Source organism: Streptomyces sp. NPDC090445 (assembly GCF_044769385.1).
Taxonomy (GTDB): Bacteria; Actinomycetota; Actinomycetes; order Streptomycetales; family Streptomycetaceae; genus Streptomyces.
The window spans coordinates 606,663-631,669 of the sequence record NZ_JBIVXV010000001.1 but is presented as its reverse complement, the minus strand read 5'-3'; the positions used below and the strand labels follow the sequence as shown (position 1 = coordinate 631,669).

The following is a 25,007-nucleotide window of genomic DNA, read 5'->3' as shown; positions in this document are numbered from 1 at the left end:
CCGCCCGCGTCAGTCGGCGTACGTCTCGCCGCGCTCGGCCTTGGCGACCAGCGAGGCGGGCGGGGTGAACCGCTCGCCGTACTGGGCGGCCAGTTCCCGCGCGCGGGCCACGAAGCCGGGCAGGCCGCCCTCGTAGCCGTTGACGTACTGGATGACGCCGCCGGTCCAGGCCGGGAAGCCGATGCCCATGATGGAGCCGATGTTGGCGTCGGCGATCGAGGTCAGCACGCCCTCGTCGAGGCAGCGGACGGTGTCCAGCGCCTCGGAGAAGAGCATCCGCTCCTTCATGTCCTCGAAGGGGATCTCCGCGTCCGGCTTGGCGAAGTGCTCGCGCAGCCCCGGCCAGATCCGGACCCGCTTGCCCGCCTCGTCGTACTCGTAGAAGCCGGCGCCGCCGCTGCGCCCGGGGCGGTCGAAGTCGTCGACCATCCGGTCGATGACCAGGTCCGCCGGGTGCGGGGTCCACGAGCCGCCCTCGGCCTCGACGGCCTTGCGCGACTCGTTGCGGATCTTGCGCGGGAGGGTGAGGGTGAGCTCGTCCATCAGGGAGAGCACCTTGGCCGGGTAGCCGGCCTGGGCCGCGGCCTGCTCGATGGAGGCGGGCTCGATGCCCTCGCCGACCATCGCGACGCCCTCGTTGATGAACTGGCCGATGACCCGCGAGGTGAAGAAGCCGCGGGAGTCGTTCACCACGATCGGGGTCTTGTTGATCTGGCGGACGAGGTCGAAGGCGCGGGCGATGGCCTCGTCGCCGGTGCGCTCCCCCTTGATGATCTCCACGAGGGGCATCTTGTCGACGGGCGAGAAGAAGTGCAGCCCGATGAAGTCGCCGGGCCGGTCGACGCCCTCGGCCAGCCCGGTGATGGGCAGGGTGGAGGTGTTGGAGCACAGCAGCGCGTCGGGCGCGACGACGTCCTGGATCTCCTGGAACACGCGGTGCTTGAGGGCGGTGTCCTCGAAGACGGCCTCGATGACGGCGTCGCAGCCCGCCAGGTCGGCGGCGTCGGCGGTCGGGGTGATCCGGGCCAGCAGCGCGGCCCGCTTGGCCTCGGTGGTGCGGCCCTTGGCGAGGGCCTTGTCGAGGAGCTTCTCCGAGTACGCCTTGCCCTTCGCCGCGGCCACCGCGGTGACGTCCTTGAGGACCACCTCGATACCGGCGCGGGCGCAGGAGTACGCGATGCCCGCGCCCATCATGCCGGCGCCGAGGACGGCGACCTTGCGGACGGGGCGCGCCTCGATGCCCTGGGGGCGGCTGCGGCCCGCGTTGACGGCCTGGAGGTCGAAGAAGAACGCCTGGATCATGTTCTTCGCGGTCTGGCCGGTGACCAGCTCGGTGAAGTAGCGGGCCTCGATGGTCAGCGCCGTCTCGAAGTCCACCTGGGCGCCCTCGACGGCGCAGGCCATGATGTTGCGCGGGGCCGGGTACGGGGCCCCGTTCAGCTGCTTCTTGAGGTTCGCGGGGAACGCCGGGAGGTTGGCGGCGAACCGCGGGTTCGACGGCGTCCCGCCGGGGATCTTGTAGCCGGGGACGTCCCAGGGCTGCCGCGACTCGGGGTGGGCGTCGATGAAGGCGCGCGCCTTGGCGAGCATCTCCTCGCGGGTGGCGGCCAGTTCGTGGACGAGCCCGTTGTCGAGGGCCCGCTGCGGGGTGTACTGGGTGCCCTGGAGCAGGACCTTCAGCAACGCGTCGGTGATGCCCATGAGGCGGACGGTACGGGTGACGCCGCCGCCGGCCGGGAGCAGGCCGAGGGTGACCTCGGGCAGGCCGATCTTCGAGCCGGGCGCGTCGAGGGCGATCCGGTGGTGGGAGGCGAGGCAGATCTCGTAACCGCCGCCGAGGGCTGCCCCGTTGATCGCGGCGACGACGGGCTTGCCGAGGGTCTCGATGCGGCGCAGGGAGCGCTTGATCTCGGTGCCGGTGTCGAAGGCCAGCCGGGCGTCCTCGGGGCGCAGCCGGATCATGTCCTTGAGGTCGCCGCCGGCGAAGAAGGTCTTCTTGGCGGAGGTGTAGATGATGCCGCGGATGGAGTCCTTCTCGGCCTCGGCGCGGTCCGCGATGGCCGCGATGGAGTCCTTGAAGGCCTGGTTCATGGTGTTGGCGGACTGGTCGGGATCGTCGAGGACGAGGGTGACGACGCCGGTCTCGTCCTGCTCCCAGCGGATCGTGGTGGACTCGCTCATGTTCGCTACTTCCGTGTCGGCCGTGTCGGGGGGATCAGGGGGTGCAGGACGGTCAGAGGCGCTCGACGACGGTCGCGATGCCCATGCCGCCGCCGACGCAGAGGGTGACGAGGCCGTAGCGCTTGTCCTGGCGCTCCAGTTCGTCGATGACGGTGCCGAGGATCATCGCGCCGGTGGCGCCGAGGGGGTGGCCGAGGGCGATGGCGCCGCCGTTGACGTTGACCTTGTCGAGGGAGACGCCCATGTCCTTGACGAAGCGCAGGACGACGCCGGCGAAGGCCTCGTTGATCTCGATGAGGTCGATGTCGTCGATGGTCAGGCCGGCCTTGGCGAGGGCCTTGCGGGTGGCCGGGGCCGGGCCGGTCAGCATGATGGTGGGCTCGGAGCCGGAGACGGCCGCGGAGACGATCCGGGCGCGCGGGGTGAGGCCGGCGCGCTCGCCCGCCTCGCGGGAGCCGATCGCGACGAGCGAGGCGCCGTCGACGATGCCGGAGGAGTTGCCCGCGTGGTGGACGTGGTCGATCTTCTCGACCCAGTGGTACTTCTGCAGGGCGACGGCGTCGAAGCCGCCGAGCTCGCCGATGTCCGCGAAGGACGGCTTGAGCTTGGCCAGGGTGTCGGCGGTGGTGCCGGGGCGGATGAACTCGTCGTGGTCGAGGACGACGAGGCCGTTGCGGTCGGTGACCGGGACGACGGACCGGGCGAAGCGGTCCTCCTTGACGGCGGTCGCGGCGCGCTCCTGGGAGAGGGCCGCGTACTCGTCGACGTCGCGGCGGGAGAAGCCCTCGATGGTGGCGATCAGGTCGGCGCCGATGCCCTGGGGGACGAAGTTGACGTCCCAGTTCGTCATCGGGTCGTTGAACCAGGCGCCGCCGTCCGAGGCCATCGGGACCCGGGACATCGACTCCACGCCGCCCGCGAGGACCAGGTCCTCCCAGCCGGAGCGGACCTTGGCGGCGGCCATGTTGACGGCCTCCAGGCCGGAGGCGCAGAAGCGGTTCTCCTGTACGCCGGCCACCGTGTCCGGCAGTCCCGCGGCGACGGCCGCGACCCGGGCGATGTCGGAGCCCTGGTCGCCGACCGGGCCGACGACGCCGAGGACGATGTCGTCGATCGCGGCCGGGTCCAGGCCGGGGTTGCGCTCGCGCAGGGCGTGGATGAGGCCGACGACCAGGTCGATCGGCTTGGTCCCGTGCAGGGAGCCGCTGGCCTTGCCGCGGCCGCGCGGCGTGCGGATCGCGTCGTACACGTACGCTTCGGTGCTCACTGGTCAAGCCTTTCGAGGGAGGTTAGCCGAGCAGGGAACGACCGATGATCTCCTTCATGATCTCGGTCGTGCCGCCGTAGATGGTCTGGATGCGGCCGTCGGTGAACGCCCGCGCGACCGGGTATTCGGTCATGTAGCCGTAGCCGCCGTGCAGTTGCAGGCAGCGGTCGGCGACCCGCTTCTGGAGCTCGGTCGCCCACCACTTCGCCATGGAGGCGTGGACGTGGTCGAGTTCGCCCGCGGAGTGGTCGGTGATGCAGCGGTCCACGAAGGTGCGGGTGACGGCGCACTCGGTGGCCATCTCCGCTATCTCGAACCGGACGTGCTGGAGCTTGGACAGCGGCCGCCCGAAGGCCTCGCGCTCCTTGACGTACCGGGTGGTGGTCTCCAGCAGGTGCTCGGCGCCGGCGATGGCGGCCATCGCGATGCCCATCCGCTCCTGCGCGAGGTGGTTCATCAGGTGGACGAAGGCGCCGTTCAGCTCGCCGAGGAGGTTCTCCTTGGGGACGCGTACGTCGTTGAAGAACAGCTCGGCGGTGTCCTGCGCCTTCTGGCCGATCTTGTCGAGGTTGCGGCCGCGCTCGAAGCCCTCGGCGCCGCGCTCGACGACGAGCAGCGACAGGCCGTGCGCCCCGCCCTCCGGGGTGGTCCTGGCGACCACGATCACCAGGTCGGCGAGGATGCCGTTGGAGATGAAGGTCTTGGAGCCGTTGAGCAGCCAGTGGTCGCCGCGGTCCTCGGCGCTCGTGCGGATGCCCTGGAGGTCGGAGCCGGCGCCCGGCTCGGTCATCGCGATCGCGGTGACCGTCTCGCCGGAGCAGAACCCGGGCAGCCAGCGGCGCTTCTGCTCCTCGGTGGCCAGGTTGGTCAGGTACGGGCCGATGATGTCGTTGTGCAGGCCGATGGCCAGGCCCGGGGTGCCGGCCCGGGTGAACTCCTCGGCGATCACGGCGGCGTAGCGGAAGTCGGTGTTCCCGCCGCCGCCGTACTCCTCCGGGACGGCGAGGCCCAGCAGCCCCTGCCGGCCGGCGGCCCGCCAGACCTCGCGGCTGACGATGCCGTCCTTCTCCCACTGCTCGTAGTGCGGCAGCACCTCCTTGGTGAGGAAGGTGCGGACGGTCTCGCGGAACGCCTCGTGGTCGGCGTCGAAGATGCGGCGTTGCATCGGATCCCCCTACTGGAGCCAGCTCTTGACGGTTTCGATCAGCCGGGCGGGCTCGGGGCCGACGGGCGTCACGTTGAGCATGGTGACCCCGGCCTCGCGGAAGGCCTCGACCCGCTCGCGTACGTAGCCCGCGGGCCCGCACAGGGTCATGAGCTCGCAGAACTCGTCCGGCACGGCAGCCGCGGCGTCGCGCTTGCGGCCTGCGAGGTAGAGCTCCTGGATCTTCCGGGCCTCCTCCTCGTAGCCGTAGGCGACGGCGAGGTCGTTGTAGAAGTTCTTGCCGACCGCGCCCATCCCCCCGACGTACAGCGCGATCTGGGGGCGCGCGAGGTCCCGGGCGGCGGCCGCGTCCTCGCCGATGGCGAGCAGCCCGCCCGCGACGGTCTGCAGCGGGCCGAGCGCGGGGTCGCGCCGCGCGGCGCCCTCGGCGAGCGGGCCGCCCCACACGGCGTGCGCCTTCTCCGGGATGAACAGGGTGGGCAGCCAGCCGTCGGCGATCTCGGCTGTCATGCGGACGTTCGCCGGGCCGAGGGAGGCGATGTAGACGGGGATGGAGGGGCGCACGGGCCGGGTGAGGATCTTCAGGGGCTTGCCGTGCCGGCCGCCCTTCTCCTCCGGCAGCGGCATGTCGGTGATGCCGTGGTGGTCGATGGTCTCGCGGCGCCAGATCCGGCGGCACAGGTCGACGGTCTCGCGGGTCCGGCCGAGCGGCCGGTCGTACGGCTTCCCGTGCCAGCCCTCGACGACCTGCGGTCCGGAGGCGCCCAGGCCCAGCAGGGCGCGGCCGTCGGAGAGGGCGTCCAGCCCGGCCGCCGTCTGGGCGATGAGGGCGGGGGTCCGGGAGTAGACGTTGACGATGGCCGAGCCGATCTTCATGCGTTCGGTGCGGGCCGCGAGATAGCCCATGATCGTCGGCGCGTCGAAGCCCCAGGCCTCGGCCACCCACACCGCGTCGAGGCCGGCCGACTCCAGGGCGGCGGCCTCGTCGGCGGCCCGGCGCGGGTCGCCGGCGTAGTCGAGCATCATCGACAGCTCCATCAGGCGTCCCCGCCCTCTCCGGTCAGGCCCGGCACGTCCCAGTCGCGGGCCACGGATGCGGTGTCCGCCCCCGGCTGCGCGGGCCCGCCGGCCATCACGGCCGGGGTCGCGGAGAACCGGGGGGCGGGGGCGGGCTGGGTGATCCCGCCGAAGTCGGTGAAGGTGCCGCGGGCGGCGAGGTGCGGGTGGTGCGGGGCCTCGCGCAGCGACAGGACGGGGGCCACGCAGGCGTCCGTCCCCTCGAAGACCGCCGTCCACTCCTCGCGCGTACGGGACTTGAAGCGCGCGGCGACGGCCTCGCGGAGCTCGCCCCAGCGGGCCGGGTCCTTGCGGGCGGACGACAGGTCGGCGAGGCCGAGGAGCTCGGTGAAGCGGTCGTAGAACTGCTGCTCCAGGGCGCCGACCGCCATGTGGCCGCCGTCGGCGGTCTCGTAGGTGCCGTAGAAGGGGCAGCCGCCGTCGAGGAGGTTGGCGCCGCGCCGGTCCTGCCAGCCGCCGGCCGCCATCATCCCGTGGATCATCGCGGTGAGGTGGGCGGTGCCGTCGACGATGGCCGCGTCCACGACCTGGCCGGTGCCGTCCGGGGTCCGGGCGTGCCGGAGGGCGGCGAGGACGCCGATGACGAGGTAGAGCGAGCCGCCCGCGTAGTCCCCGAGGAGGTTCGCGGGGACGGCCGGGGGCCCGTCCGGTGTGCCGATCATGCCGAGGGCGCCGGTGACGGCGATGTAGGCGATGTCGTGGCCGGCGGCGTGCGCGAGGGGGCCGTCCTGGCCCCAGCCGGTCATCCGGCCGTACACGAGCCTCGGATTGCGGGCGTGGCAGTCGGCCGGGCCGACGCCGAGCCGCTCGGCGACCCCGGGGCGCATGCCCTCGATGAGGACGTCGGCCCGCTCGACCAGGTCCAGGACCTGCGCGGGGCCCTGCGGGGACTTCAGGTCGACCAGGACGGAGCGTTTGTTGCGGTTGGTGATGTCGTACGCGGGGTCGATCCCCAGGCCGGCGCCGCCGGGGCGGTCCACCCGTACGACATCGGCCCCGAGGTCGGCGAGGAGCATGGCGGCGAACGGGCCGGGGCCGATGCCCGCCAGCTCGACGACGCGCACGCCGGAGAGGGGGCCGCGGACGGCGTGCGTCCGGCCCCGGCCGTGGGCTTGGGCTTGGGCTTGGTCCTGCCCGTCCCGGTGTGCGTCGTGCCCGCGCCCGTGCTCGTGCCCGTGCTCGTGCCCGGCACCTGTCACTGCCATCGAGCCCCCAGCGTCCTGGTCTGCGAGTGTGACACAACTGATGTAACACCAGTGATGCTAGGAACGTGTTCCACTCAGCACAAGAGCAAGCGCTTAGCCGTTTGCCGCGATCCGCACGTCCAACTCCTTGACCTGCCGCTTCAGCGCCACCGTCCGATAGCTCTCCTCCACCCATTCGCACAGCACCTGGGCGGAGGGCGCGCCCTGCTCCTCCAACGGCACCGAGACCCAGCCGGACCGGCCCAGGCCGTAGCCGGTCGGCTCCGCCCCGGGGGCGGACATGGCGTGGCCGTGCAGCGCCTCGTCCTTCAGCTTGACGGAGAGGCCGACCGGCTGCGGGCCGTCGGTGCTGCCCAGGAAGACGAAAATCTTCTTGTTGACCTTCACGACGCAGTCCTCGGGGCCCCAGGGGAACTCCTCCACCGCCTCGGGAAGCCCCAGGGCGAACTCCCGCACCGCCTCCCACTTGCGCAGCGCAGCCTTCACGCGCACCTCCATTCACCGCCGTTCGCACGCGCCCGCGCGGGCGGGCCCGGGCTCACGCTAGCCCCGTCCACCGCCGCGGGCCGGGCAACCGGACCGTACTGCTCCGGCATTTGCCCTCCGGCCGCCGCAGCCGACGCCGAGGCAGCCCTGCAGGCCTCCCCGGCCGGCACCGGCGCCAACGCATGCACGCACGAGAACAACTGCCCCGGCAGCCGAACCACCTCACACCGGAACATCCGCACACGCAGGGGACGTCCACACCCGGCGCCCCGCCGGCGGCCCTCCGGGCCGACTGGCGGGGCGCCGGCCGCCACCCGCCCGCCGCACGCTAGCCTCGGCCACCGGTACGAGCTGGGAGGAGCCGTGATGGACGAAGAGGTTCGGCAGACCGAGCGGACGGGACCGGGGCGCGACCGGGCCTACGACGTCGTACTCTTCGGCGCGACCGGGTTCGTGGGGGCGCTCACCGCCGAGTACCTCGCCCGGCACGCCCCCGCCGGCTGCCGCTGGGCCCTCGCCGGCCGCGACCCCGGCAAGCTGGAGCGGCTGCGCGAACGGCTCGCCGCCCTGCACCCCGGATGCGCCGACGTGCCGCTGCTGCGCGCGGACGCCTCCGACCCGGCCGCCGTACGGGAGCTGGCCGCCGCCACCCGCGTCCTCGCCACGACGGTCGGACCGTACGTCCTGTACGGCACGGAGCTGGTCGCCGCATGCGCCGAAGAGGGCACCGACTACGTGGACCTCACCGGCGAGCCGGAGTTCGTGGACCGCGTCTACGTCGAGCACGACGCCCGCGCCCGCGAGACCGGGGCGCGCCTGGTCCACGCCTGCGGCTTCGACTGCATCCCCGCCGACCTGGGCACCTACTTCACCGTGCAGCAGCTGCCGGAGGGCGCCGCGCTGCAGGTCGACGCGTTCGTGCGGTCCAACGCCCTCTTCTCGGGCGGCACCCTGGCCTCCGCCCTCACCGCGATGGGCCGCGGCCCGCAGGCCATGGCCGCGGCGCGCGCCCGCCGGCTGCACGAGCCCCGGCTGCCGGGGCGGCGCGTGCGGGGGCCGCTGGGCGTACCGCGGTTCAGCCGGGAGACCGGCACCTGGGCGATGCCGCTGCCCTCCCTGGACCCGCGGGTCGTGACCCGGTCGGCGGCCGCGCTGGAGCGGTACGGGCCGGACTTCCGCTACCGGCACTACGCCTCGGTCAAGCACCTCCCGGTCGCCGTGGGCGGCGCGGTGGCGGTCGGCGCGACGGCGGCCCTGGCCCAGCTGCCGTCGGCCCGCCGCTGGATGTCGGGCCACTGGGGGCCGGGCGAGGGCCCGGACGCCGAGCGGCGGGCACGCAGCTGGTTCACGGTCCGCTTCGTCGGCGAGGGCGGCGGGCGCCGCGTGTTCACCGAGGTGTCGGGCGGCGACCCGGGCTACGACGAGACCGCCAAGATGCTGGCCGAGTCGGCCCTGTGCCTCGCGTACGACGCCCTGCCGCAGCGCGCGGGCCAGCTCACCACGGCGGTGGCGATGGGCGACGCCCTCCTGGACCGGCTCCAGAAGACGGGGATCCGGTTCCGGGTGGCGGCGGTGAACTGAGGGGCTGAGGAGCTGAGGAGCTCAGGGGGCCTCGGGGTTGAGGAGACGTCAGGCCTCAAGAGGCTTCGCGCAGGGCCCGGCGGCACAGGGAGTCGGCGTGCCTCGTCGTCTCCGGGATCCGGAAGCGGGGGCTCAGCGCGAGCGCGTGGGCGCAGGCGTTGTCGAGCGAGATCCGGTGGCCCACGGAGACGTACACCGGCTTGATCGCGTCCTGGGTCCGCAGGGCCCGCCCGACGACGGCCCCGTCGGCGGCGAGCAGCGCGGCGGCGTCCCCGCGCCGGGCCCCGGGCTCCTCATAGGTGAAGGTGAACGGGTTCTTCGCCACACCCATGCTCGGCAGCCCGGTCACCACCCCGAGGTGGCACGCCAGACCGAAGCCGCGGGGGTGGGCGAGCCCGTAGCCGTCGCAGACCACGAGATCCGGGGCGGCGGTCAGGGCGTCGAGGGCGGCCAGGACGGTCGGCAGCTCCCGGAAGGCGAGGAGCCCCGGCACGTAGGGGAAGCTGACGTGCCCGACGGCCGTCCTCTCCTCGACGACGTCGAGGGTGGCGGCGTCGAGGACGACGGCCGCGGCCGCGACCAGGTCCCGCTCGTCGTCGTACGCGACGTCCACCCCGGCGACGAGCCCGCGCCCGGGCAGCGGCCCGGGCTCGCCGAGCACGACCAGATTGCGCAGTTCATCCTGTATCGCCCGGGCCTCGGCCTCGTTGGCGGGGGTCTTCACACTCGTCATGATGGTGCGAGAGTAACCTGACGATCATGTTCGTCATGGAGCTCACGTACACAGCGCCCATCGAAGCCGTCGAAGAGGAACTGGACGCCCACATCGCCTGGCTCGACGGCTACTACGCCTCGGGCGTCTTCCTCGCCTCGGGCCGCAAGGTCCCGCGGGACGGCGGCATCATCCTGGCGGCGGGAGTCTCCCGCGCGGAGGTCGAGCGGATCGCGGAGGAGGACCCCTTCACGGCGGCCGGCGTCTGCGAGTACCGCATCACGGAGTTCATCGCCACGAAGACGTCGGCAGACCTCGCCCCGGTCCGCGAACACCTGGCGACGTAGGGCGGGCGGGCGGCGGCGGGCGCCGCCAGGCGAGCGGGCCGGCGGGCGGGCGGAAGCGCATTGCGCGCCCGCGGCACGGGGGGCGGCATCCCGGCCGACCGGGGTCGGAGGAGCATCCGGGGGCGTCCCGGCCGCCCATTGTCCTTCCGGGGCGGGCCGGCCTGTAAAGGGCGCTCCTCCTTCGTCGTCGCGTCGCTGAAGCGATGGCCTTCGGCCACCGACAGACCGACCCGCCCCGGAATGCCAACAGACAGCCGGGAAGCCCCGAAGGATGGCCAGGGGGGACCGTTCCCTACCGGCCCCATCAGCGACGCAGGGCCGGCGCTCCACCTCGCGGCGCCACCATGCCCCAGGACCACCACTGCCGGCCCGGCGCCGGGGCGCGGGCACGAAAGACGGCCACCAAGGCCGCAATCAGGGCCCGCTCGGGAGCAACGAGCCCCCAACCTGCACGAAAGGTTGACCAGAGCGTCATCAGGGCCGGTCAGACGCCCCAGATCGCTACGCGCTCCTCATTCTCGGCGGCCAGCGGCCGTCTGTGGCCGGGGAGCGCGACAGATCGCCACGTGCTCTTCGTTTCTCGGCGACTGGCCGCCGTCTGGGGTCGGGAGGAGCGGCAGATCGCTACACGCTCCTCACTTCTCGGCGACTGACGGCCGTCTGGGGCCGGGGAGCGCGACAGATCGCTACACGCTCCTCACTTCTCGGCGGCCAGCGGCCGTCAGGAGCCGATGGACGCAACAGATCGCTACACGGTCGCCGGCACTGCGGCAGGCTCGGCGGCTGGCAGGCGTCAGGGGCTGAGGGGCCACGGGAAGGCGGAAATCAATCGGGAGGAAGGTTTCTTCAGGTGTCTGCAGGGCTGGTACGAGCGACAAAGGCGCCCGGGACGCCCCCGCATGCTCCTCCGACGCCGGGTGCGTGTATCCCGCTCGCCGCGGCCGCCTCCGGCGGACCGGTGCCGCCCGGGTGCGTCCGCCCGCCGCAGCCCCCGCCCGGCCCGCCCGTGTCCGGCCCGCCTACCGCCCCCGCTTCCCCGGCTTCAGCGGCCCAACGCGCCGGCCCGCTCAATTCCCCGACCACCACCGCCGACCAACGTCAAACCACCCACCACCCACCAACCAACCCACCACCCACAGGAGCCCCCATGCACCCGCGCCCCCGTCCGGCCACCCCCGCCGACATTCCCGAGCTCATACGGCTGCGGGCCGTCGCGCTCGCCGCGCTCGGCGTCGAGCCCGGGCCCGCCGATGCCGCCTGGCGGGATGTCGCCCCCGGGTGGTTCCTCGAGCGGATCAGCGACCGGTCCGACGTGCACTGCCTCGTCGTCGGCGGAGCACCCGGCGAGCCCCTCGCGGCCACCGGGATGGCCTGGGTGACGTACCACCTGCCCAGGCCCCGGTACACCGACGGGCGTCGCGGCTACCTCGACGGCATCGTCACCGACGACGCCTTCCGCGGGCAGGGCCACGCCCGGCGGATCGTCGACGGGCTCGTCGAATGGCTGAACGGCATCGGGATCCGCTACATCCAGCTGCACGCCAGCGCTGCCGGCGAGCCCGTCTACAAGGCAGCCGGCTTCGTGCCCAGCCACTTCGGCAGCATGGACCTGTTCACAAAGCCGACCGACTGATCACCGGCACTCTGATCACCGGCGCTTCACTCACCGGCGTTCCAGCCGTCCCACCCGTCCCTTCTCCCCCGCCGCCCAGCAGGTGCCGTCGGCTGCGCAGTCGACGGTGTCGAACGAGCCCGGCTCCAGCGCCCGCCAGCTGCGGCCCCCGTCCGTGGTCACGTCCGTACCGGTCGGCCCCACCGCGAGGGCCGCGCCGCGGGTGTGCGGGAGCCAGGCCGCGCCCGACCGGTAGGCGGGCGGCGGGGTCCCGGACGGGCTCCAGTTGCGGCCCGCGTCGGCAGAGACGGCGGCAGCCTGCGGGGATGCCTGGCCGGTGCGGTAGTCACCGCCGACGGCGAGGCCTGTCGTGCGGTCGCGGAAGGCCAGGGCGAAGACCCCCTTGGCGGGGTCGCCGGCCGGGATGCCGGACTCGGCGGCCCGCCAGGTGCGGCCGCGGTCCGCCGAGTGCAGGATCCGGGCGACCGGGCCGCCGCCCGTGGCCAGCCACACGTCCCGGGAGCCGGCGCTCACCAGGCACTGCCCGCTCGCCGCGAAGCCGGCCTCGCCCGGCAGTGCGTCCGGCATGCCCGTGCCCGGCAGTACCGCCCAGCTCCGCCCGCCGTCGTCCGTCGACAGCACACGGAACCTGCCGTCCACCGGGTCGCTGACGGCCAGGCCGTGCCGGGAGTCGAAGAAGGTCAGGCAGTCGTAGAAGGCGCGCGGATCGGTGTTCCGGAAGGTCTCCGTCCATGTCTTGCCGCCGTCCTCGGTGCGCAGCACCCGCGAGGCCTCCCCCTCGCCGATCGAGAGGGCGACGGCACGACGCGCGTCGAAGGCTTCGATGTCGCGCAGCTCCAGCCCCTCGGCCGCCGCGGCCGGCGGCGAGACGTCCTGCCAGTTGCGGCCTCCGTCGACGGTGCGCAGCACCGTGCCCTTGGAGCCGGCCACCCAGGCCGTGGTGCGGCTGACCGCGGCCAGTCCGCGGAACCGGGAGTCCTTGCCGGTCTGCTTCAGCGCCCAGCCTGCACTGCGAAGATCCCTTAACTCCCTGGACTCCCCGGACTCCCCGGACTCCGCAGACTCTCCAGTCCCGGAGGCATCCTGCACCCCACGAACGCCCCGCGTCCCGCCGCTGTCCGCCTGTGCCGGAGCCACCACGGGCCCCACCGTCAAAGCCGCCGCGAGCATGCCAACTCCCAGAAGTCTCATGGCGCCGGAAGCTAATGCACCCCGGATTCGCCGTCCAGGGTGCGTCCCCGCCCCCGCCTTCCTACCGTGGCTACATGCCCTCCAAGCAGCCTGATCAGCCCACGCAGCGCAAGGAGCCCACCCACCACACCCAGTCCAACCGGCACACCCAGCCCACCCAGCCCAAGGCCTATCCGGGCAAGCAGATCACCGTCACGTACGAGACGGGCCGGTGCCTGCACGCAGCCGAGTGCGTGCGCGGCCTGCCCGAGGTGTTCGACACGGGGCAGCGGCCCTGGGTGCAGCCGGACGGCGCCGGTCCCGAGCGGGTCGCCGAGGTGATCCGGCGGTGCCCGTCGGGCGCGCTGCAGTACCGGCTCGCCGAGGGGCCGCCCGAGGAGCCGGACCGGCCGACGACGGTCGTACGGGCGCCGTCCGGCCGGCTCGTGATCCGCGGGGAGCTGCGCGTGACGACTGCGGACGGAACCGTCCGCAGTGAGACCAGGGTGATGCTTTGCGCCTGTGGAGTGAGCGGGAACCAGCCTTTCTGCGACCTCTCCGGACCCTGCGGCAAGGAGTGACCGCCCTTCGGGCGCAACCGCCAACCCGGTCACTCTGTGCGATCAAACGGATGCGTTCCAGCCAAGCGGTGACACAGCTCACGTCATCTGCCGTGCACGGATTTGCCGATTGCGGCGTCTATCCGGATGCCGGGTTCCACCCACGCCCGGCAGGAATTCCGCCGCAAGGGAGCGAGCCTTGATCACTGTTATCGAGCAGGCTGTGCAGGCACGTCTGGTGGCCACCGCGCCGAAGGTCGAGACCGTACCCGTCACTCTCTGCTACGACCGCGCGGATCCGTTCGCCGTGCGGATGGCCTTCCCCGCCCCCGCGACGCTGGAGGGCGTCGAGGTGTCGTGGACCTTCGGGCGCGAGCTCCTGGAGTCGGGCCTGGACCGGCCGACGGGCTACGGCGACGTGCGGGTGCGGCCGTACGACGTCGACCGGACCACGATCGAGTTCCACGCCCCCGAGGGTGTGGCGATCGTGCTGATGGCCACGGCCGAGCTGCACCGGTTCCTGGAGCGGGTTGCGGAGATCGTCCCGCCGGGGCTGGAGCACCTGTACCTCGACATGGACCACAGCCTGGCCGAGCTCATGCGCGGCCCCCACTGAGCCCGGCGCCCCGACCCGGATCACCCCTGCGCAGCCGAATCCGTCCCGGCCCCGCCCGTAAATCGTTTGCGGGCGGCTCCGGCCGCCCGTAGCTTCGTCGTTGCCCCTTCCCCGTCGAACGGAGCAGGACGTTGCTCTTCTGAGGCAGAGACGCCGACCGACACCCGCACCCCGGTCACGCAGCCGAACCCGCCACCGCGCCGCCGCATCGCCGCACCGCCCTACGACCAGACGTCGTACCGGTGCGCACGTCGCGCCGCTGCGCCGCCCGCGGGACCTCGCCACCGGGTCCGTCCTCGGCCGTCTCCCCCGTTGCACGCACCTTCACGCAACCCGGAGGCCTCCATGAGTACGACGTCCGCCGCTTTCATCACCTGCTCCGCCCTCTCCTTCGAATGGCCCGACGGCACCGCCGTCTTCGACGGGCTCCAGCTGGCCGTCGGCCCCGGCCGCACCGGCCTGATCGGCCGCAACGGCAGCGGGAAGTCCACCCTGCTGAAGCTCGTCGCGGGCGAACTGCGCCCGTCCGGCGGCCAGTCGGCCGTCTCCGGCAGCCTGGGGTACCTGCCGCAGAACGTCACCCTCGACACCTCCCTCCGCGTCGACGAGGCGCTCGGCATCCGTGCCGCCCGCGCCGCCCTGCACGCCATCGAGGCGGGCGAGGCGACCGAGGAGAACTTCACTGCCGTCGGCGACGACTGGGACGTCGAGGAGCGCGCCCTGGCCGCCCTCGACCAGCTCGGCCTCGCCGGGATCGGCCTCGACCGCACGGTCGGCGAACTCTCCGGAGGCCAGGGAGTGTTGCTGCGGCTCGCCGCCCTGCTGCTGGCCCGCCCCGACGTGCTGCTGCTGGACGAGCCGACGAACAACCTGGACCTGCGGGCCCGGCGCCGGCTGTACGCGGCGGTCGAGTCCTGGTCCGGGGTGATGCTGCTGGCCAGCCACGACCGGGAGCTGCTGGAGCGGGTCGACCAGATCGCCGACCTGCACGACAGCGAAGTGCACTGGTACGGCGGGAACTTCTCGGACTACGAGGCGCAGCTCGCCGCGGAGCAGGAGGCGGCCGAGCGGCTGGTCCGTACCGCCGAGGCCGATGTGGTGCGGCAGAAGCGGGAGTTGGCCGAGGCGCACCTCAAATTGGCGCGGCGCAGGCAGTACGGGCAGAAGATGTACGACACCAAGCGTGCGTCCAAGATCGTCGCGAACGGCAACAAGAGCACGGCCCAGGAGTCCGCGGGCAAGCAGCGCACGCTGCACACCGAGCGGCTGGCGCAGGCGAAGGAGCGTCTGGACCAGGCGGCGGAGGCCGTCCGGGACGAGGCCGACATCCGGATCGAGCTGCCGGCGACCCAGGTGCCGCCGGGGCGCCGGGTGCTCACCCTGAGCGGAGTGCAGCCGGCTCACGGCGCCGGGGTGCCGGGCGAGTGGGAGGTGCGCGGCCCGGAGCGGATCGCCCTGGTGGGCGGCAACGGCTCCGGCAAGACGACCCTGCTCCGCACGGTAGCGGGGCTGCTCGACCCGCTGTCCGGGGAGGTGGAGACACACGTTCCGGTGGGGTTCCTGCCGCAGCGGCTTGACGTGCTCGACGAGAGCCTGTCGGTCGCGGCGAACGTGGCCCGGTTCGCCCCGCACGCCTCGAACAACCTGATCCGGGCGAGGCTCGCGCACTTCCTGTTCCGCGGCGCCCGCGCGGACCGGGCGGCGGGCACGCTGTCGGGCGGCGAGCGGTTCCGGGCGGCGCTGGCGGCGCTGCTGCTGGCGGATCCGGCTCCGCAGCTGCTGATGCTGGACGAGCCGACGAACAACCTGGACCTGGCGAGCGTACGGCAGCTGGCGGGGGCGCTGGACGCGTACGAGGGCGCGCTGCTGGTCGCCAGCCACGACGTGCCGTTCCTGGAGTCGATCGGGATCACCCGCTGGCTGCTGCTCGACGGCACGATCCGGCCGACCACGGCCGAGGAGGTCCGGGAGACGCTCTGGACCGCCTGACCCGGCGGACCACCCCACCCACCCGTCACGCACCGCACCCGCCACGCACCGAGCACCACCCGCCGCACACCACCCGCCACACCCCCGAGCCGGCCCCGGCTCCCGGCTTCGACGCCGGGGGCCGGGGCCGGCTCGGCTTCGGCTCCCGCCGCCGGCGGCGGGGCGGTATCAGGATCGAGGTGATGTCGGGATCGAGGTGATGTCGGCGTCAAGGCGATGTCGCGGGACCACCTGCCGGCGTGACATTCGCCCCGCACTCGGCCGCGCACACGCTCACCAACTGCACAGATAACCGGACGTAACCAGTCATATGAACGCCTGGGGCTTGGCTCACCTTCACGGTCCGCTTAACCTACGGCGTCGTAGGCTACGGAACCGTAGGTAATTCGCTTTGTCCCCAGGAGCACCAGTGACGATCACCTCTCCCCACCTCGGCAGCTCGCAGGCGTGGACCGACGCCAAGCTGCTGTACGCGCTGGAAGAGGTGGTGGAGAAGGAGCTCAACCGCCACCTGAAGGTCACCAAGGACTGGATGCCCCACGAGTACGTCCCGTGGAGCGACGGCCGGAACTTCCCGGCGTTCTTCGAGGACGGCGAGGCCTGGGACCCGCAGCAGTCCAAGGTCACCGACGTCGGCAAGATCGCGCTGGTGGTGAACCTGCTGACCGAGGACAACCTGCCCAGCTACCACCACGAGATCGCCACGCTGTTCGGCCGCAACGGCGCCTGGGGCACCTGGGTGCACCGCTGGACCGCCGAGGAGGGCCGCCACGGCATCGTGATGCGCGACTACCTGCTGGCCTCGCGCGCGGTGGACCCGGACAAGCTGGAGAACTTCCGCATGCAGCACATGTCGGAGGGCTTCGAATCCGACAACCGGCACTCGATGCTGCACTCGGTGGCGTACGTCGCCTTCCAGGAGCTGGCGACCCGGATCTCGCACCGCAACACCGGCCACCAGTCCGGCGACCCGGTCTGCGACCGCATGCTGGCCCGTATCGCGCAGGACGAGAACCTGCACATGATCTTCTACCGGAACCTGCTGGGTGCCGCCTTCGAGATCGCCCCGGACCTGACGATGCAGGCCGTGCGCGATGTCGTGGTGAACTTCCGGATGCCCGGACACGGCATGCCCGGCTTCGAGCGGATGGCCGCCCAGATGGCGATCGGCGGGGTCTACAACCTGCGGATCCATCACGACGACGTGCTGAGCCCCGTCATCCGCTTCCTGAAGATCATGAGCATCGACGGCCTCGGCCCGGAGGGCCAGAAGGCCCAGGACGAGCTGGGCATGTTCATGGACGGCCTGGACTCTGAGGCGCGCAAGTTCGACGAGCGCCTGGCCGCCCGCGCGGCCCGCCTGGCCGCCCGCAAGGGCTGACCCCCGACCCGACCCGTTGACGGGCGCGTCCCGTCGACCGCCATGTCCCGTCGAATGGCCGGCCTCGCCTGGGTTGGCCTCGGCCCGCTCGTGCGGGCCGGGGTCAGCCGCGCTGGCGCAGGGCGTGGCGCTCGGACTCGGAGAGGCCGCCCCAGACGCCGAAGCGCTCGTCGTTGGCGAGGGCGTATTCCAGGCAGCCCGCCCGCCCCTCGCACGCGGCGCACAGGCGCTTCGCGTCCCGCAGCGAGGAGCCCGGCTCCGGGAAGAAGAACTCCGGGCCGGTCTGGGCGCACAGGGCGACCTCGTACCAGGCCGTGCCGGGGGCGGTCGCGGTGGCGGCGGACGTGCCGGGGGCGGACACGGCGGTGGCGGACGTGGTGGTGGTGACGGTGTTCATCGGCATGCCGGAGATCCTTACGGCCCCCGATGGACGTCCGATCAACGACTGATCAACACCCGTTCACCGTTCACCCCTGGGGCGGCGGGGCGCTGGTGATGACCGCGAACCGGGCCCCGTACGGGTCCGCCAGCTTCGCGAAGCGGCCGACTCCCTCCATGGAGACCGGGGCCAGCCGGACCTTGCCGCCCGTCTCCTCCGCCCCGGCCGCCGTGGCGTCGCAGTCGGCGACCTCGAAGTACGGGGTCCAGTAGGGGTGTTCGGCGTCCTCGACCGGGTCTCCGGCGATGGGTACGAGCCCGCCGAAGGCCTCCTTGTCGGCGGTGCCCGGCGGCTTGGCCATCTTGTACGAGCCGCCCTCGAAGGCCATCTCGGCGATCTCCCAGCCGAAGACGGAGCAGTAGAAGTCCCGCGCCGCGGCCACGTCGGACGTGTACAGCTCGGCCCAGCACAGGCTGCCGGCCTCCTGGACCAGGCCCAGGCCGGTGTGCCCGTGGGGCTGCCAGGTCGCGAAGGCCACTCCCTCCGGGTCGGCGAAGACGGCCATCCGGCCGTAGTCCAGGACGCCCGTCGGCGGGGAGAGCACCGTGCCGCCCGCCTTGGTCACGGCGGCCGCGGTGGCGTCCGCGTCGGAGCTCTGGAAGTACACCGTCCAGGCGGGTGGGCCCTGCTCCGCCGTGACGGCCAAGCCGCCCGCGACGGTCTTGCCGCCGAGGTGGAACATGCCGTATCCGCCGACCTCCTCGCCGCCCGGTTCGTAGTCCCAGCCGAACAGCCCGGCGTAGAACCCCGCGGCGCCCTCGGTGTCGGGCGTGCCGAGGTCCACCCAGTTCGGGGTGCCGTCCTTGTAGTCCGTGGTGAGCATGGCCGGTACTCCTTCCGTCCTCACTTCGAGCATGGCATCCGGCACTGACAGCGGCCCGGCGGCGCCGTCGGCACAGACTGAACGACCGTGCGTTCGCCTAGGATGGGCGGATGGCTGACGGACGCGTGGAGCGCGGCAACCAGACCCGGCGGACCGTTCTCGCGCGGACGGTGGACCTCGCCTCGGCGGAAGGCCTGGAGGGGCTCTCGCTCGGCAGGGTCGCGGGGGATCTGGGGCTGAGCAAGAGCGGCGTCTTCGCCCTCTTCGGCTCCAAGGAGGAGCTGCAGATCGCCACCGTCCGCGCCGCTGCGGCCGTGTTCGCCGCGCACGTCGTGCAGCCCGTGCACGAGGAGCCCGCCGGGGTCGGCAAGGTGTGGCGGCTGTGCGAGCTGTGGATCGCGTACTCGGCGCGACGGGTCTTCCCCGGCGGGTGCTTCTTCCACTCGGCCGCCGCGGAGTTCGACTCGCGCCCCGGCCCCGTACGCGACCGGATCGCCGCGGCCCGCGCCGAGTGGACGCAGTACGTGGAGCAGCAGCTGCGCGAGGCCGAACGGGCGGGCGGGTTCCGGGAGGACGCCGGGCCGCTGGACGTGCCGCAGCTGGCGTTCGAGATCATCGCGATGATGGAGCTGGCCAACTCCGCGTCCGTGCTGCACGACGACCCGGCGCCGTACGAGCGGGCCGGCCGGGGCATCCTGGGCCGGCTGCGCGCGCTGGCGGCCGCCCCGGACGGCCTCCCGGAGCAGCCCCCGGCCGCACCCCTGCCCGGCTGACGACGCCGCCCCGGCCGGTGCGGGCGGTACGGTCAGTCCTCGCGTTTGGCGCGGCTCGGCTGGACCCGCTTCGGTTCGCCCGGCATCTTCGGGTAGTCCGGCGGGTACGGCATGTCGCCCAGGCCGTGGTCGTGCTCGTGGCGGTCGGCGAGTTCCAGTGCCGCGTCCAGGGTGAAGGCGTGGTCGTCCATGTCCGCGTGCAGGTCGCCGAGCTCGGCGTAGCGGGCGGGCATGGTGGTGATGTCGAAATCGCGGGGCTCGGCGGAATCGAGCTCGTCCCAGCGCAGCGGGGCCGAGACCGGGGCCTGCGGGCGGGGGCGCACGGAGTAGGCGGAGGCGATCGTGCGGTCGCGGGCGGTCTGGTTGTAGTCGACGAAGATCCGCTCGCCGCGCTCCTCCTTCCACCAGGCGGTGGTGACCCTGCCCGGCATCCGCTGCTCCAGCTCCCGGCCGATGGCGATCGCGCACCGCCGGACCTCGGTGAAGGTCCAGTTCGGCGCGATCGGCACGAAGACGTGCAGGCCGCGCCCGCCCGAGGTCTTCGGCCAGCCGCGCAGCCCCAGGTCCTCCAGGACGTCCCGCAGCTCGTGCGCGGCGATCACCGCGTGGTGGTAGTCGGTGCCCGGCTGGGGGTCGAGGTCGATGCGCAGTTCGTCGGGCCGGTCGGTGTCCGTGCGGCGCACCGGCCAGGGGTGGAAGGTCAGGCAGCCCAGGTTGGCGGCCCACAGCACGGCGGCCGGCTCGGTGGGGCACATCTCGTCGGCCGACCGCCCGCTGGGGAACGAGATGTGGGCGGTCGGGATCCAGTCCGGCATGGTCTTCGGCGCGCGCTTCTGGAAGAAGGACTCGCCCTCCACCCCGTCCGGGTAGCGCTCCAGGGTCGTGGGCCGGTCGCGCAGGGCCCGCGTGATGCCGTCGGCGACGGCCAGGTAGTACTGCGCCACGTCCAGCTTCGTCAGGCCCCGCTCCGGGAAATACACCTTGTCCGGGTTGGACAGCCGCACCGTCCGCCCGCCCGCGTCCAGCTCGATCGCATTTCCGGATGCACCCATGTGCGCCACGGTAGGCGGGCCCGGCCCGACCCGCATACCGGGCGGGCCGGTGCATATCACCGCAGAATCGTTGGCATGGATCTGCCCGTGATGCCGCCCCTGAAGCCGATGCTCGCCAAGTCGGTGTCCCGGATCCCGCCGGGTATGCAGTACGAGGCCAAATGGGACGGCTTCCGCGCCATCGTGCACCGCGACGGCGACGAGGTGGAGATCGGCAGCCGCACCGGCAAGACGCTGACCCGGTACTTTCCCGAGCTGGTGACCGCTCTGCAGGAGAACCTGCCCGCCCGCTGCGTGGTCGACGGCGAGATCGTCATCGTCCACGGCGGGCGGCTCGACTTCGACCGGCTGACCGAGCGGATCCACCCCGCGCCGTCCCGCGTCGCCCTCCTCGCCCGGACGACCCCCGCCAGCTTCGTCGCCTTCGACCTGCTCGCGCTCGGCGACGCGTCGCTCCTCGACACCCCGCTCGCCGACCGCCGCACCGCCCTCTCCGACGCCCTGTCCACTGCTCGGCCCCCCGTCCATCTCGCGCCCGCGACCACCGACCCCGCGCTCGCGCAGGAGTGGTTCGAGCGGTTCGAGGGCGCCGGGCTCGACGGGGTGATCGCCAAACCCCTCGATCTGCCCTACCGGCCCGATGCCCGCCTCATGTTCAAGATCAAGCACGAGCGTACGGCGGACGTCGTCGTCGCGGGATTCCGTTTCCACAAGAGCGGTCCGATTGTCGGATCGCTGCTGCTGGGCCTGCACGACGACCGCGGCGCCCTGCAGCACGTGGGCGTGTGCGCCGCCTTCCCGATGAAGCGCCGCGCCGAACTGGTGGAGGAGCTCGCGCCGCTGCGGATGGCCGACGCCGCCGGACACCCCTGGGCAGCGTGGGCCGAGGAGTCCGCCCACGAGAGCGCCCGCCTGCCCGGCGCACAGAGCCGCTGGACCGGCAAGAAGGACCTCTCCTGGGTGCCGCTCCGCCCCGAACGCGTCTGCGAGGTCGCCTACGACCACATGGAGGGCGACCGCTTCCGGCACACCGCCCAGTTCCGCCGCTGGCGGCCCGACCGGACGCCGGAGAGCTGTACGTACGCCCAGCTGGAGGAGGTCGTCGGCTACGACCTCGCCGAGGTGCTGGGACCGGGCCCCGGCCCCGGCTGATCCCGGCACAGCCCCCACACCGCCCCGCGCCGGGGTCGGCTCAGCCTGCCGTCAGCTTCTCCCACTCCGCCCGCTCCGGGCCCACCGCGTTCGGCACGTACCCCGGCCGTGCCGCCAGCCAGCGCGCCACCCGGGCCCGGATCTCCGGATCCGCGTACGCCCGCTCCGGCGGCTCGGCCAGATGCCGGACCCGCGCCCGGGCCCGCATCACCTCCGGATCCTCCAGGGCACAGTCGAACAGCGCGGCCGTCTCCCGTGCCGCTCCCGTCCTGACGGCCCGTGTCGCGAACCGCTCCCCGATGGCCGCGTCGGCGACGACCTGGAAGTCGAACCACGGCTTCAGCGTGCGCACGGCCCATGCGTGGTGCTCGGCGGCGTACCGGGCCGACCCCGGCTCCCGGCCGGCCGTCCGGGCCACCCGGAGCGCGGCCCACAGGGCCAGCGAGGTGCCCTGGCCCAGGGTCGGGTTGGTGTGGGTGATCGCGTCGCCGATCGGCACCAGCCCGGCCACCACCGGCCCCTGCTCGTCGACGAGCGCGCTCCACCGGTTGTCCAGGCTCGCCGTGGCCAGCACGTCGGACAGCGGCTCGGCGCCCAGGCCCAGCCAGGCCTCCCCGGGCGGGAAGGCGCGGGCGGCGCTTTCGAAGAGGGCGGGATCGCGCAGTGCCGAGCGGGTGCTGTCCCGGGTGTGGACGATCAGGGTCACGGCGAAGACGCGGTTGTCGGCCGGGAACACCGCGCACCCGGCGAACGGCCCGCCGGTCACCGCCCACGGGCAGCGCGGGCCCTCCTGCATCCCGTCGGGCAGCCGGTACCAGCGGCAGAAGTACGCGAGGCCGGTGCGGTGCCGTTCCACGACCGGCGGCCGGCAGCCCGCCTCGGCCAGCCAGCGCTCGGTGCCGCCGCGCCGGCCGGCCGCGTCCACGACGAGGTCCGCCGCGTACGGCCCGGCCTTCGTGGCCACTCCGGTGACCCGGACCGGGCCTGCCTCCGCCTGCGCCCCCGGCTCCGCCGTCAGCCCGGTCACCGGCTCCCCGTGCCGCAGGACGGCTCCCTCCTCGGCGCGCAGGGCCGTGAGCAGCGCGCTTTCCAGCAGGATGCGGCGGGCCTGGAGCATGACCAGGTCCTCGTCGCCGGGGCGCGCGGGCGGCCGTACGTCGAACCAGTCAAGCTCGTGGCGCTCGCGGGCGCCGAGCCGCAGCATCTCCGCGTACACGTCGGGGAGTTCGTCGCGCAGGAGCGTGCGCGCCGCGCCGAGGAGGACGTGCGGCTGGGTGGCCTGCGGGACGGTGGGCCGGTGCCAGCCGAAGAAGTCCCGGTCGAGGGCGGTGCCGGGGGCTCGGGTGTCGCGTTCGAAGAGTTCGACGGTGTGTCCGTGCCGTGCGGTGAGCAGTGCCGTCGCCAGCCCGCCGACTCCCCCGCCGATGACCGCCACGTGTGCCATTGCGCGCCCCCTGATCCCCGTACCCCGCCCCGCCCTGCCCCGCCCGGCACCGCACCACCCCGACCATGCGTTCCGCATGCCCATCGGACCGGACAGAGCCTGCACGGAAGCCTGCGCGGAAGGGCCCTGACCGAAACCCGCACACCAGTCCGAAGCGTCACGCCCGGCCGCGGCTGCTCCGGTACGCCTCCAGGGCCAGCCGGGTCTCCTCCTCGATCAGGTCGGCGTTCACGGCCACCGCCGCGCGCACCCCGGCCGCGGCCGCCTCCGCGAGCTGGTCCAGCGGGCTGGTGAGGTTCCCGGCCGCCCACACGCCCCGCAGCGCGGTGGCCCCGGTGGCCGGGTCGGCCTCCAGGCAGCTGCCGACCACCACCCCGTCCCGTTCGACGGCGGCCACCGGCAGCCCCAGGGCCGCCGCGACACCGGCGCGGGCGGTGAAGCGCGGTGCGACCACCAGGGCCCGGCACGCCACTGATCCGCCGCCGGCCAGGGTCACCCCGGCCAGCTCGTCCCCGTCGACGGTCAGGCCGGTCGCCTCGCCCTCCGCCACCGCGACGCCCAGGGCGGCGAGGAGCTCCCGGTCCTCGGCGGCCGGCCGCCAGGTGTGGGCGAGCAGCGTGACCCGGCCGGTCCAGTTCCGCCACGTCTGCGCCTGGTGGACGGCGTGCGGGCCGGTGGCCAGTACGGCGACGGGCCTGTCCCGGACCTCCCAGCCGTGGCAGTACGGGCAGTGCAGCACGTCCCTCCCCCAGCGCTCCCGCAGCCCCGGCAGCTCCGGCAGCTCGTCGACCAGCCCGGTGGCAAGGAGCAGCCGCCCGGCCCGGACCGCGGAGCCGTCGCCGCACCGCACCAGGAACCCGCCGTCCGCCGCCCGGTCCGCGGCGACGGCCGTGCCGGCCGCTCCGGACCGGATCCCGCCGCCGTACGCCGCCACCTCCGCCCGCCCCACGGCCAGCAGCTCCGCCGGGGACGCGCCGTCCCGCCCGAGGTAGCCGTGCAGGTGGGCAGCGGGGGCGTTGCGGGGGCTGCCGGAGTCGAGGACCAGCACGGAGCGGCGGGCCCTGGCGAGGGTCAGCGCCCCGGCGAGTCCGGCGGCGCCGCCGCCCACGACGACCACGTCGAAGGTGCGTTCCGCTTCGGCGGTAGTGCTCATGGCGTCGTCCTCACGGTCGTGCAGGGGTGGGTGGGACGAGCACGGGGGCCGCACGCGGTGGCACGGCACATCCCGTTGCCCAACGGGCAAGATGATGCACGAGCGCCGGATCCACCGGCCGCCCACGCCGTGCGAAGAAGGACGAGGAACCGCCGGATGACACCCAAGCCGCCCACGCCACCCGAGCCGCCGGTGCCGCCCGTGCCGCCCGCGCCGCTCACGCCCGCCGACCCTCCCGTGCCGGCCGCCGCCCCGGGGCCGGCCGCGGAGCGCCCCGAGCGGGCCGTCCCCCGGGCCAACGGCGTCGTCGGCGTCGGGCTCGTCGTGGCCGACTCCGCGGGCCGGGTCCTCCTCGGCCAGGCGCACGACGGCCGCTGGGAGCTGCCGGGCGGCAAGGTCGACCCCGGGGAGGGCTTCGAGCAGGCCGCGGCCCGGGAGCTGGCCGAGGAGACGAGCCTGCGGGTGGCCCCCGAGGACATCCGGATCCTCTCGGTCCGGATCGATGCGAAGTCCGGGGTCACCCGGCTGACCGCGGCGGCCGTCACCACCTCCGCCGAGGGGACGCCCGCGGTCACCGAGCCCCACAAGATCGTCCGCTGGGAGTGGTTCACGCCGGCCGAGATCCCGCACGCCCTGTACGCACCCTCGGCAGGGGTCCTCCACACCTGGCACCCCGAACTGGCCCCGGCCCTGCCGCCGGTGTCCCCGTACGACTACCCGACGGCGACCGCGGGGACCGAGGGGCCGCGGAAACCCGGGGAACAGGCCCAGCCGGGCGTTTCCTCCGGGTCATCCGGCTGA

Annotated in this window: 23 protein-coding genes; 10 read left to right on the top strand and 13 right to left on the bottom strand. The window is 73.3% G+C overall.

Going from position 1 to position 25,007, the window contains the following annotated elements:
• Positions 1 to 9: 9 nt before the first annotated feature.
• The 6 genes from ACIQUT_RS02825 to ACIQUT_RS02800 all read right to left on the bottom strand — a co-directional run bounded on the left by ACIQUT_RS02825 (position 10) and on the right by ACIQUT_RS02800 (position 7,393).
• Positions 10 to 2,181: a 3-hydroxyacyl-CoA dehydrogenase NAD-binding domain-containing protein gene (locus ACIQUT_RS02825; RefSeq protein WP_403558482.1), complete on the bottom strand. Its 2,172-nt coding sequence runs from the start codon at positions 2,179 to 2,181 to the stop codon at positions 10 to 12.
• 52 nt (positions 2,182 to 2,233) lie between these two features.
• A complete protein-coding gene (locus ACIQUT_RS02820; protein WP_403558480.1) occupies positions 2,234 to 3,448 on the bottom strand; it encodes an acetyl-CoA C-acetyltransferase in 1,215 nt (404 codons plus the stop codon).
• A gap of 22 nt (positions 3,449 to 3,470) precedes the next feature.
• Entirely contained in the window at positions 3,471 to 4,613 is a 1,143-nt protein-coding gene (locus ACIQUT_RS02815; protein ID WP_403558478.1) for an acyl-CoA dehydrogenase family protein, read from the bottom strand.
• A 9-nt stretch (positions 4,614 to 4,622) separates the two neighbouring features.
• Positions 4,623 to 5,651: an LLM class F420-dependent oxidoreductase gene (locus ACIQUT_RS02810; RefSeq protein ID WP_403558476.1), complete on the bottom strand. Its 1,029-nt coding sequence runs from the start codon at positions 5,649 to 5,651 to the stop codon at positions 4,623 to 4,625.
• Positions 5,651 to 6,895 (bottom strand): CaiB/BaiF CoA transferase family protein, encoded by a 1,245-nt coding sequence (locus ACIQUT_RS02805; protein ID WP_403558475.1) that lies wholly within the window; start codon positions 6,893 to 6,895, stop codon positions 5,651 to 5,653. The genes ACIQUT_RS02810 and ACIQUT_RS02805 overlap by 1 nt, the downstream gene beginning before the upstream one ends.
• Positions 6,896 to 6,988: 93 nt before the next feature.
• Positions 6,989 to 7,393, bottom strand: coding sequence for an MmcQ/YjbR family DNA-binding protein (locus ACIQUT_RS02800; protein ID WP_403558473.1), 405 nt, complete (start codon positions 7,391 to 7,393; stop codon positions 6,989 to 6,991).
• A 354-nt stretch (positions 7,394 to 7,747) separates the two neighbouring features.
• Between ACIQUT_RS02800 and ACIQUT_RS02795 the strand changes: the two genes are divergently transcribed.
• Positions 7,748 to 8,962: a saccharopine dehydrogenase family protein gene (locus ACIQUT_RS02795; protein ID WP_403558472.1), complete on the top strand. Its 1,215-nt coding sequence runs from the start codon at positions 7,748 to 7,750 to the stop codon at positions 8,960 to 8,962.
• A gap of 55 nt (positions 8,963 to 9,017) precedes the next feature.
• Here ACIQUT_RS02795 and ACIQUT_RS02790 read toward each other — a convergent pair whose 3' ends face one another.
• Positions 9,018 to 9,695: an endonuclease V gene (locus ACIQUT_RS02790; protein WP_403558470.1), complete on the bottom strand. Its 678-nt coding sequence runs from the start codon at positions 9,693 to 9,695 to the stop codon at positions 9,018 to 9,020.
• A 26-nt stretch (positions 9,696 to 9,721) separates the two neighbouring features.
• On the opposite strand from ACIQUT_RS02790, the gene ACIQUT_RS02785 reads away from it, so the two are divergent.
• Together ACIQUT_RS02785 and ACIQUT_RS02780 are read left to right on the top strand one after the other, a co-directional pair.
• On the top strand, positions 9,722 to 10,021 hold the full coding sequence (locus tag ACIQUT_RS02785) for a YciI family protein (RefSeq protein ID WP_403558468.1): 300 nt from the start codon (positions 9,722 to 9,724) through the stop codon (positions 10,019 to 10,021).
• Positions 10,022 to 11,168: 1,147 nt separating this feature from the next.
• Positions 11,169 to 11,654 carry a GNAT family N-acetyltransferase gene (locus tag ACIQUT_RS02780; RefSeq protein WP_403558466.1) on the top strand — a complete coding sequence of 162 codons (486 nt, stop codon included), beginning with the start codon at positions 11,169 to 11,171 and terminating at the stop codon, positions 11,652 to 11,654.
• A gap of 30 nt (positions 11,655 to 11,684) precedes the next feature.
• Here ACIQUT_RS02780 and ACIQUT_RS02775 read toward each other — a convergent pair whose 3' ends face one another.
• A complete protein-coding gene (locus ACIQUT_RS02775; protein ID WP_403558464.1) occupies positions 11,685 to 12,845 on the bottom strand; it encodes a WD40/YVTN/BNR-like repeat-containing protein in 1,161 nt (386 codons plus the stop codon).
• A gap of 74 nt (positions 12,846 to 12,919) precedes the next feature.
• Here ACIQUT_RS02775 and ACIQUT_RS02770 point away from each other — a divergent pair, with 74 nt between their 5' ends.
• From ACIQUT_RS02770 to ACIQUT_RS02755, 4 genes are all read left to right on the top strand, one after another.
• A complete protein-coding gene (locus tag ACIQUT_RS02770; protein WP_403558462.1) occupies positions 12,920 to 13,405 on the top strand; it encodes a (4Fe-4S)-binding protein in 486 nt (161 codons plus the stop codon).
• 178 nt (positions 13,406 to 13,583) lie between these two features.
• Entirely contained in the window at positions 13,584 to 14,000 is a 417-nt protein-coding gene (locus ACIQUT_RS02765) for an SsgA family sporulation/cell division regulator (protein ID WP_403558460.1), read from the top strand.
• Between the two features lie 345 nt (positions 14,001 to 14,345).
• Positions 14,346 to 15,989 (top strand): ABC-F family ATP-binding cassette domain-containing protein, encoded by a 1,644-nt coding sequence (locus ACIQUT_RS02760; RefSeq protein ID WP_403558459.1) that lies wholly within the window; start codon positions 14,346 to 14,348, stop codon positions 15,987 to 15,989.
• 409 nt (positions 15,990 to 16,398) lie between these two features.
• The gene (locus tag ACIQUT_RS02755; RefSeq protein ID WP_403558458.1) at positions 16,399 to 17,370 is read left to right on the top strand and encodes an acyl-ACP desaturase; all 972 of its coding nucleotides are present in this window, start codon (positions 16,399 to 16,401) and stop codon (positions 17,368 to 17,370) included.
• 103 nt (positions 17,371 to 17,473) lie between these two features.
• Here the strand turns inward: ACIQUT_RS02755 and ACIQUT_RS02750 are convergent, their stop codons facing one another.
• Together ACIQUT_RS02750 and ACIQUT_RS02745 are read right to left on the bottom strand one after the other, a co-directional pair.
• Entirely contained in the window at positions 17,474 to 17,767 is a 294-nt protein-coding gene (locus ACIQUT_RS02750) for a WhiB family transcriptional regulator (RefSeq protein ID WP_403559302.1), read from the bottom strand.
• A gap of 70 nt (positions 17,768 to 17,837) precedes the next feature.
• On the bottom strand, positions 17,838 to 18,632 hold the full coding sequence (locus ACIQUT_RS02745) for a VOC family protein (protein WP_403558456.1): 795 nt from the start codon (positions 18,630 to 18,632) through the stop codon (positions 17,838 to 17,840).
• Positions 18,633 to 18,742: 110 nt separating this feature from the next.
• Between ACIQUT_RS02745 and ACIQUT_RS02740 the strand changes: the two genes are divergently transcribed.
• Entirely contained in the window at positions 18,743 to 19,405 is a 663-nt protein-coding gene (locus ACIQUT_RS02740) for a TetR/AcrR family transcriptional regulator (RefSeq protein WP_403558454.1), read from the top strand.
• A gap of 32 nt (positions 19,406 to 19,437) precedes the next feature.
• On the opposite strand, the gene ligD is transcribed toward ACIQUT_RS02740, so the two are convergent.
• Positions 19,438 to 20,457: a non-homologous end-joining DNA ligase gene (ligD, locus tag ACIQUT_RS02735; protein ID WP_403558452.1), complete on the bottom strand. Its 1,020-nt coding sequence runs from the start codon at positions 20,455 to 20,457 to the stop codon at positions 19,438 to 19,440.
• Between the two features lie 75 nt (positions 20,458 to 20,532).
• Here ligD and ACIQUT_RS02730 point away from each other — a divergent pair, with 75 nt between their 5' ends.
• Positions 20,533 to 21,609, top strand: a complete 1,077-nt coding sequence (locus ACIQUT_RS02730) for an ATP-dependent DNA ligase (protein ID WP_403558450.1) — start codon at positions 20,533 to 20,535, stop codon at positions 21,607 to 21,609.
• Positions 21,610 to 21,649: 40 nt separating this feature from the next.
• Here ACIQUT_RS02730 and ACIQUT_RS02725 read toward each other — a convergent pair whose 3' ends face one another.
• On the bottom strand, positions 21,650 to 23,053 hold the full coding sequence (locus ACIQUT_RS02725; protein WP_403558448.1) for an NAD(P)/FAD-dependent oxidoreductase: 1,404 nt from the start codon (positions 23,051 to 23,053) through the stop codon (positions 21,650 to 21,652).
• Positions 23,054 to 23,210: 157 nt separating this feature from the next.
• Entirely contained in the window at positions 23,211 to 24,206 is a 996-nt protein-coding gene (locus ACIQUT_RS02720) for an NAD(P)/FAD-dependent oxidoreductase (protein WP_403558447.1), read from the bottom strand.
• A 156-nt stretch (positions 24,207 to 24,362) separates the two neighbouring features.
• Here ACIQUT_RS02720 and ACIQUT_RS02715 point away from each other — a divergent pair, with 156 nt between their 5' ends.
• Entirely contained in the window at positions 24,363 to 25,007 is a 645-nt protein-coding gene (locus ACIQUT_RS02715; protein WP_403558445.1) for an NUDIX hydrolase, read from the top strand.

Bases quoted from the DNA above. Each gene is read 5' to 3' on its own strand.
- ACIQUT_RS02825 (WP_403558482.1), bottom strand. From the start codon at position 2,181: ATGAGCGAGTCCACCACGATCCGCTGGGAGCAGGACGAGACCGGCGTC.
- ACIQUT_RS02815 (WP_403558478.1), bottom strand. From the start codon at position 4,613: ATGCAACGCCGCATCTTCGACGCCGACCACGAGGCGTTCCGCGAGACC.
- ACIQUT_RS02810 (WP_403558476.1), bottom strand. From the start codon at position 5,651: ATGGAGCTGTCGATGATGCTCGACTACGCCGGCGACCCGCGCCGGGCC.
- ACIQUT_RS02805 (WP_403558475.1), bottom strand. From the start codon at position 6,895: ATGGCAGTGACAGGTGCCGGGCACGAGCACGGGCACGAGCACGGGCGC.
- ACIQUT_RS02800 (WP_403558473.1), bottom strand. From the start codon at position 7,393: ATGGAGGTGCGCGTGAAGGCTGCGCTGCGCAAGTGGGAGGCGGTGCGG.
- ACIQUT_RS02795 (WP_403558472.1), top strand. From the start codon at position 7,748: ATGGACGAAGAGGTTCGGCAGACCGAGCGGACGGGACCGGGGCGCGAC.
- ACIQUT_RS02790 (WP_403558470.1), bottom strand. From the start codon at position 9,695: ATGACGAGTGTGAAGACCCCCGCCAACGAGGCCGAGGCCCGGGCGATA.
- ACIQUT_RS02785 (WP_403558468.1), top strand. From the start codon at position 9,722: ATGTTCGTCATGGAGCTCACGTACACAGCGCCCATCGAAGCCGTCGAA.
- ACIQUT_RS02780 (WP_403558466.1), top strand. From the start codon at position 11,169: ATGCACCCGCGCCCCCGTCCGGCCACCCCCGCCGACATTCCCGAGCTC.
- ACIQUT_RS02775 (WP_403558464.1), bottom strand. From the start codon at position 12,845: ATGAGACTTCTGGGAGTTGGCATGCTCGCGGCGGCTTTGACGGTGGGG.
- ACIQUT_RS02770 (WP_403558462.1), top strand. From the start codon at position 12,920: ATGCCCTCCAAGCAGCCTGATCAGCCCACGCAGCGCAAGGAGCCCACC.
- ACIQUT_RS02760 (WP_403558459.1), top strand. From the start codon at position 14,346: ATGAGTACGACGTCCGCCGCTTTCATCACCTGCTCCGCCCTCTCCTTC.
- ACIQUT_RS02750 (WP_403559302.1), bottom strand. From the start codon at position 17,767: ATGAACACCGTCACCACCACCACGTCCGCCACCGCCGTGTCCGCCCCC.
- ACIQUT_RS02745 (WP_403558456.1), bottom strand. From the start codon at position 18,632: ATGCTCACCACGGACTACAAGGACGGCACCCCGAACTGGGTGGACCTC.
- ACIQUT_RS02740 (WP_403558454.1), top strand. From the start codon at position 18,743: ATGGCTGACGGACGCGTGGAGCGCGGCAACCAGACCCGGCGGACCGTT.
- ligD (WP_403558452.1), bottom strand. From the start codon at position 20,457: ATGGGTGCATCCGGAAATGCGATCGAGCTGGACGCGGGCGGGCGGACG.
- ACIQUT_RS02730 (WP_403558450.1), top strand. From the start codon at position 20,533: ATGGATCTGCCCGTGATGCCGCCCCTGAAGCCGATGCTCGCCAAGTCG.
- ACIQUT_RS02725 (WP_403558448.1), bottom strand. From the start codon at position 23,053: ATGGCACACGTGGCGGTCATCGGCGGGGGAGTCGGCGGGCTGGCGACG.
- ACIQUT_RS02720 (WP_403558447.1), bottom strand. From the start codon at position 24,206: ATGAGCACTACCGCCGAAGCGGAACGCACCTTCGACGTGGTCGTCGTG.
- ACIQUT_RS02715 (WP_403558445.1), top strand. From the start codon at position 24,363: ATGACACCCAAGCCGCCCACGCCACCCGAGCCGCCGGTGCCGCCCGTG.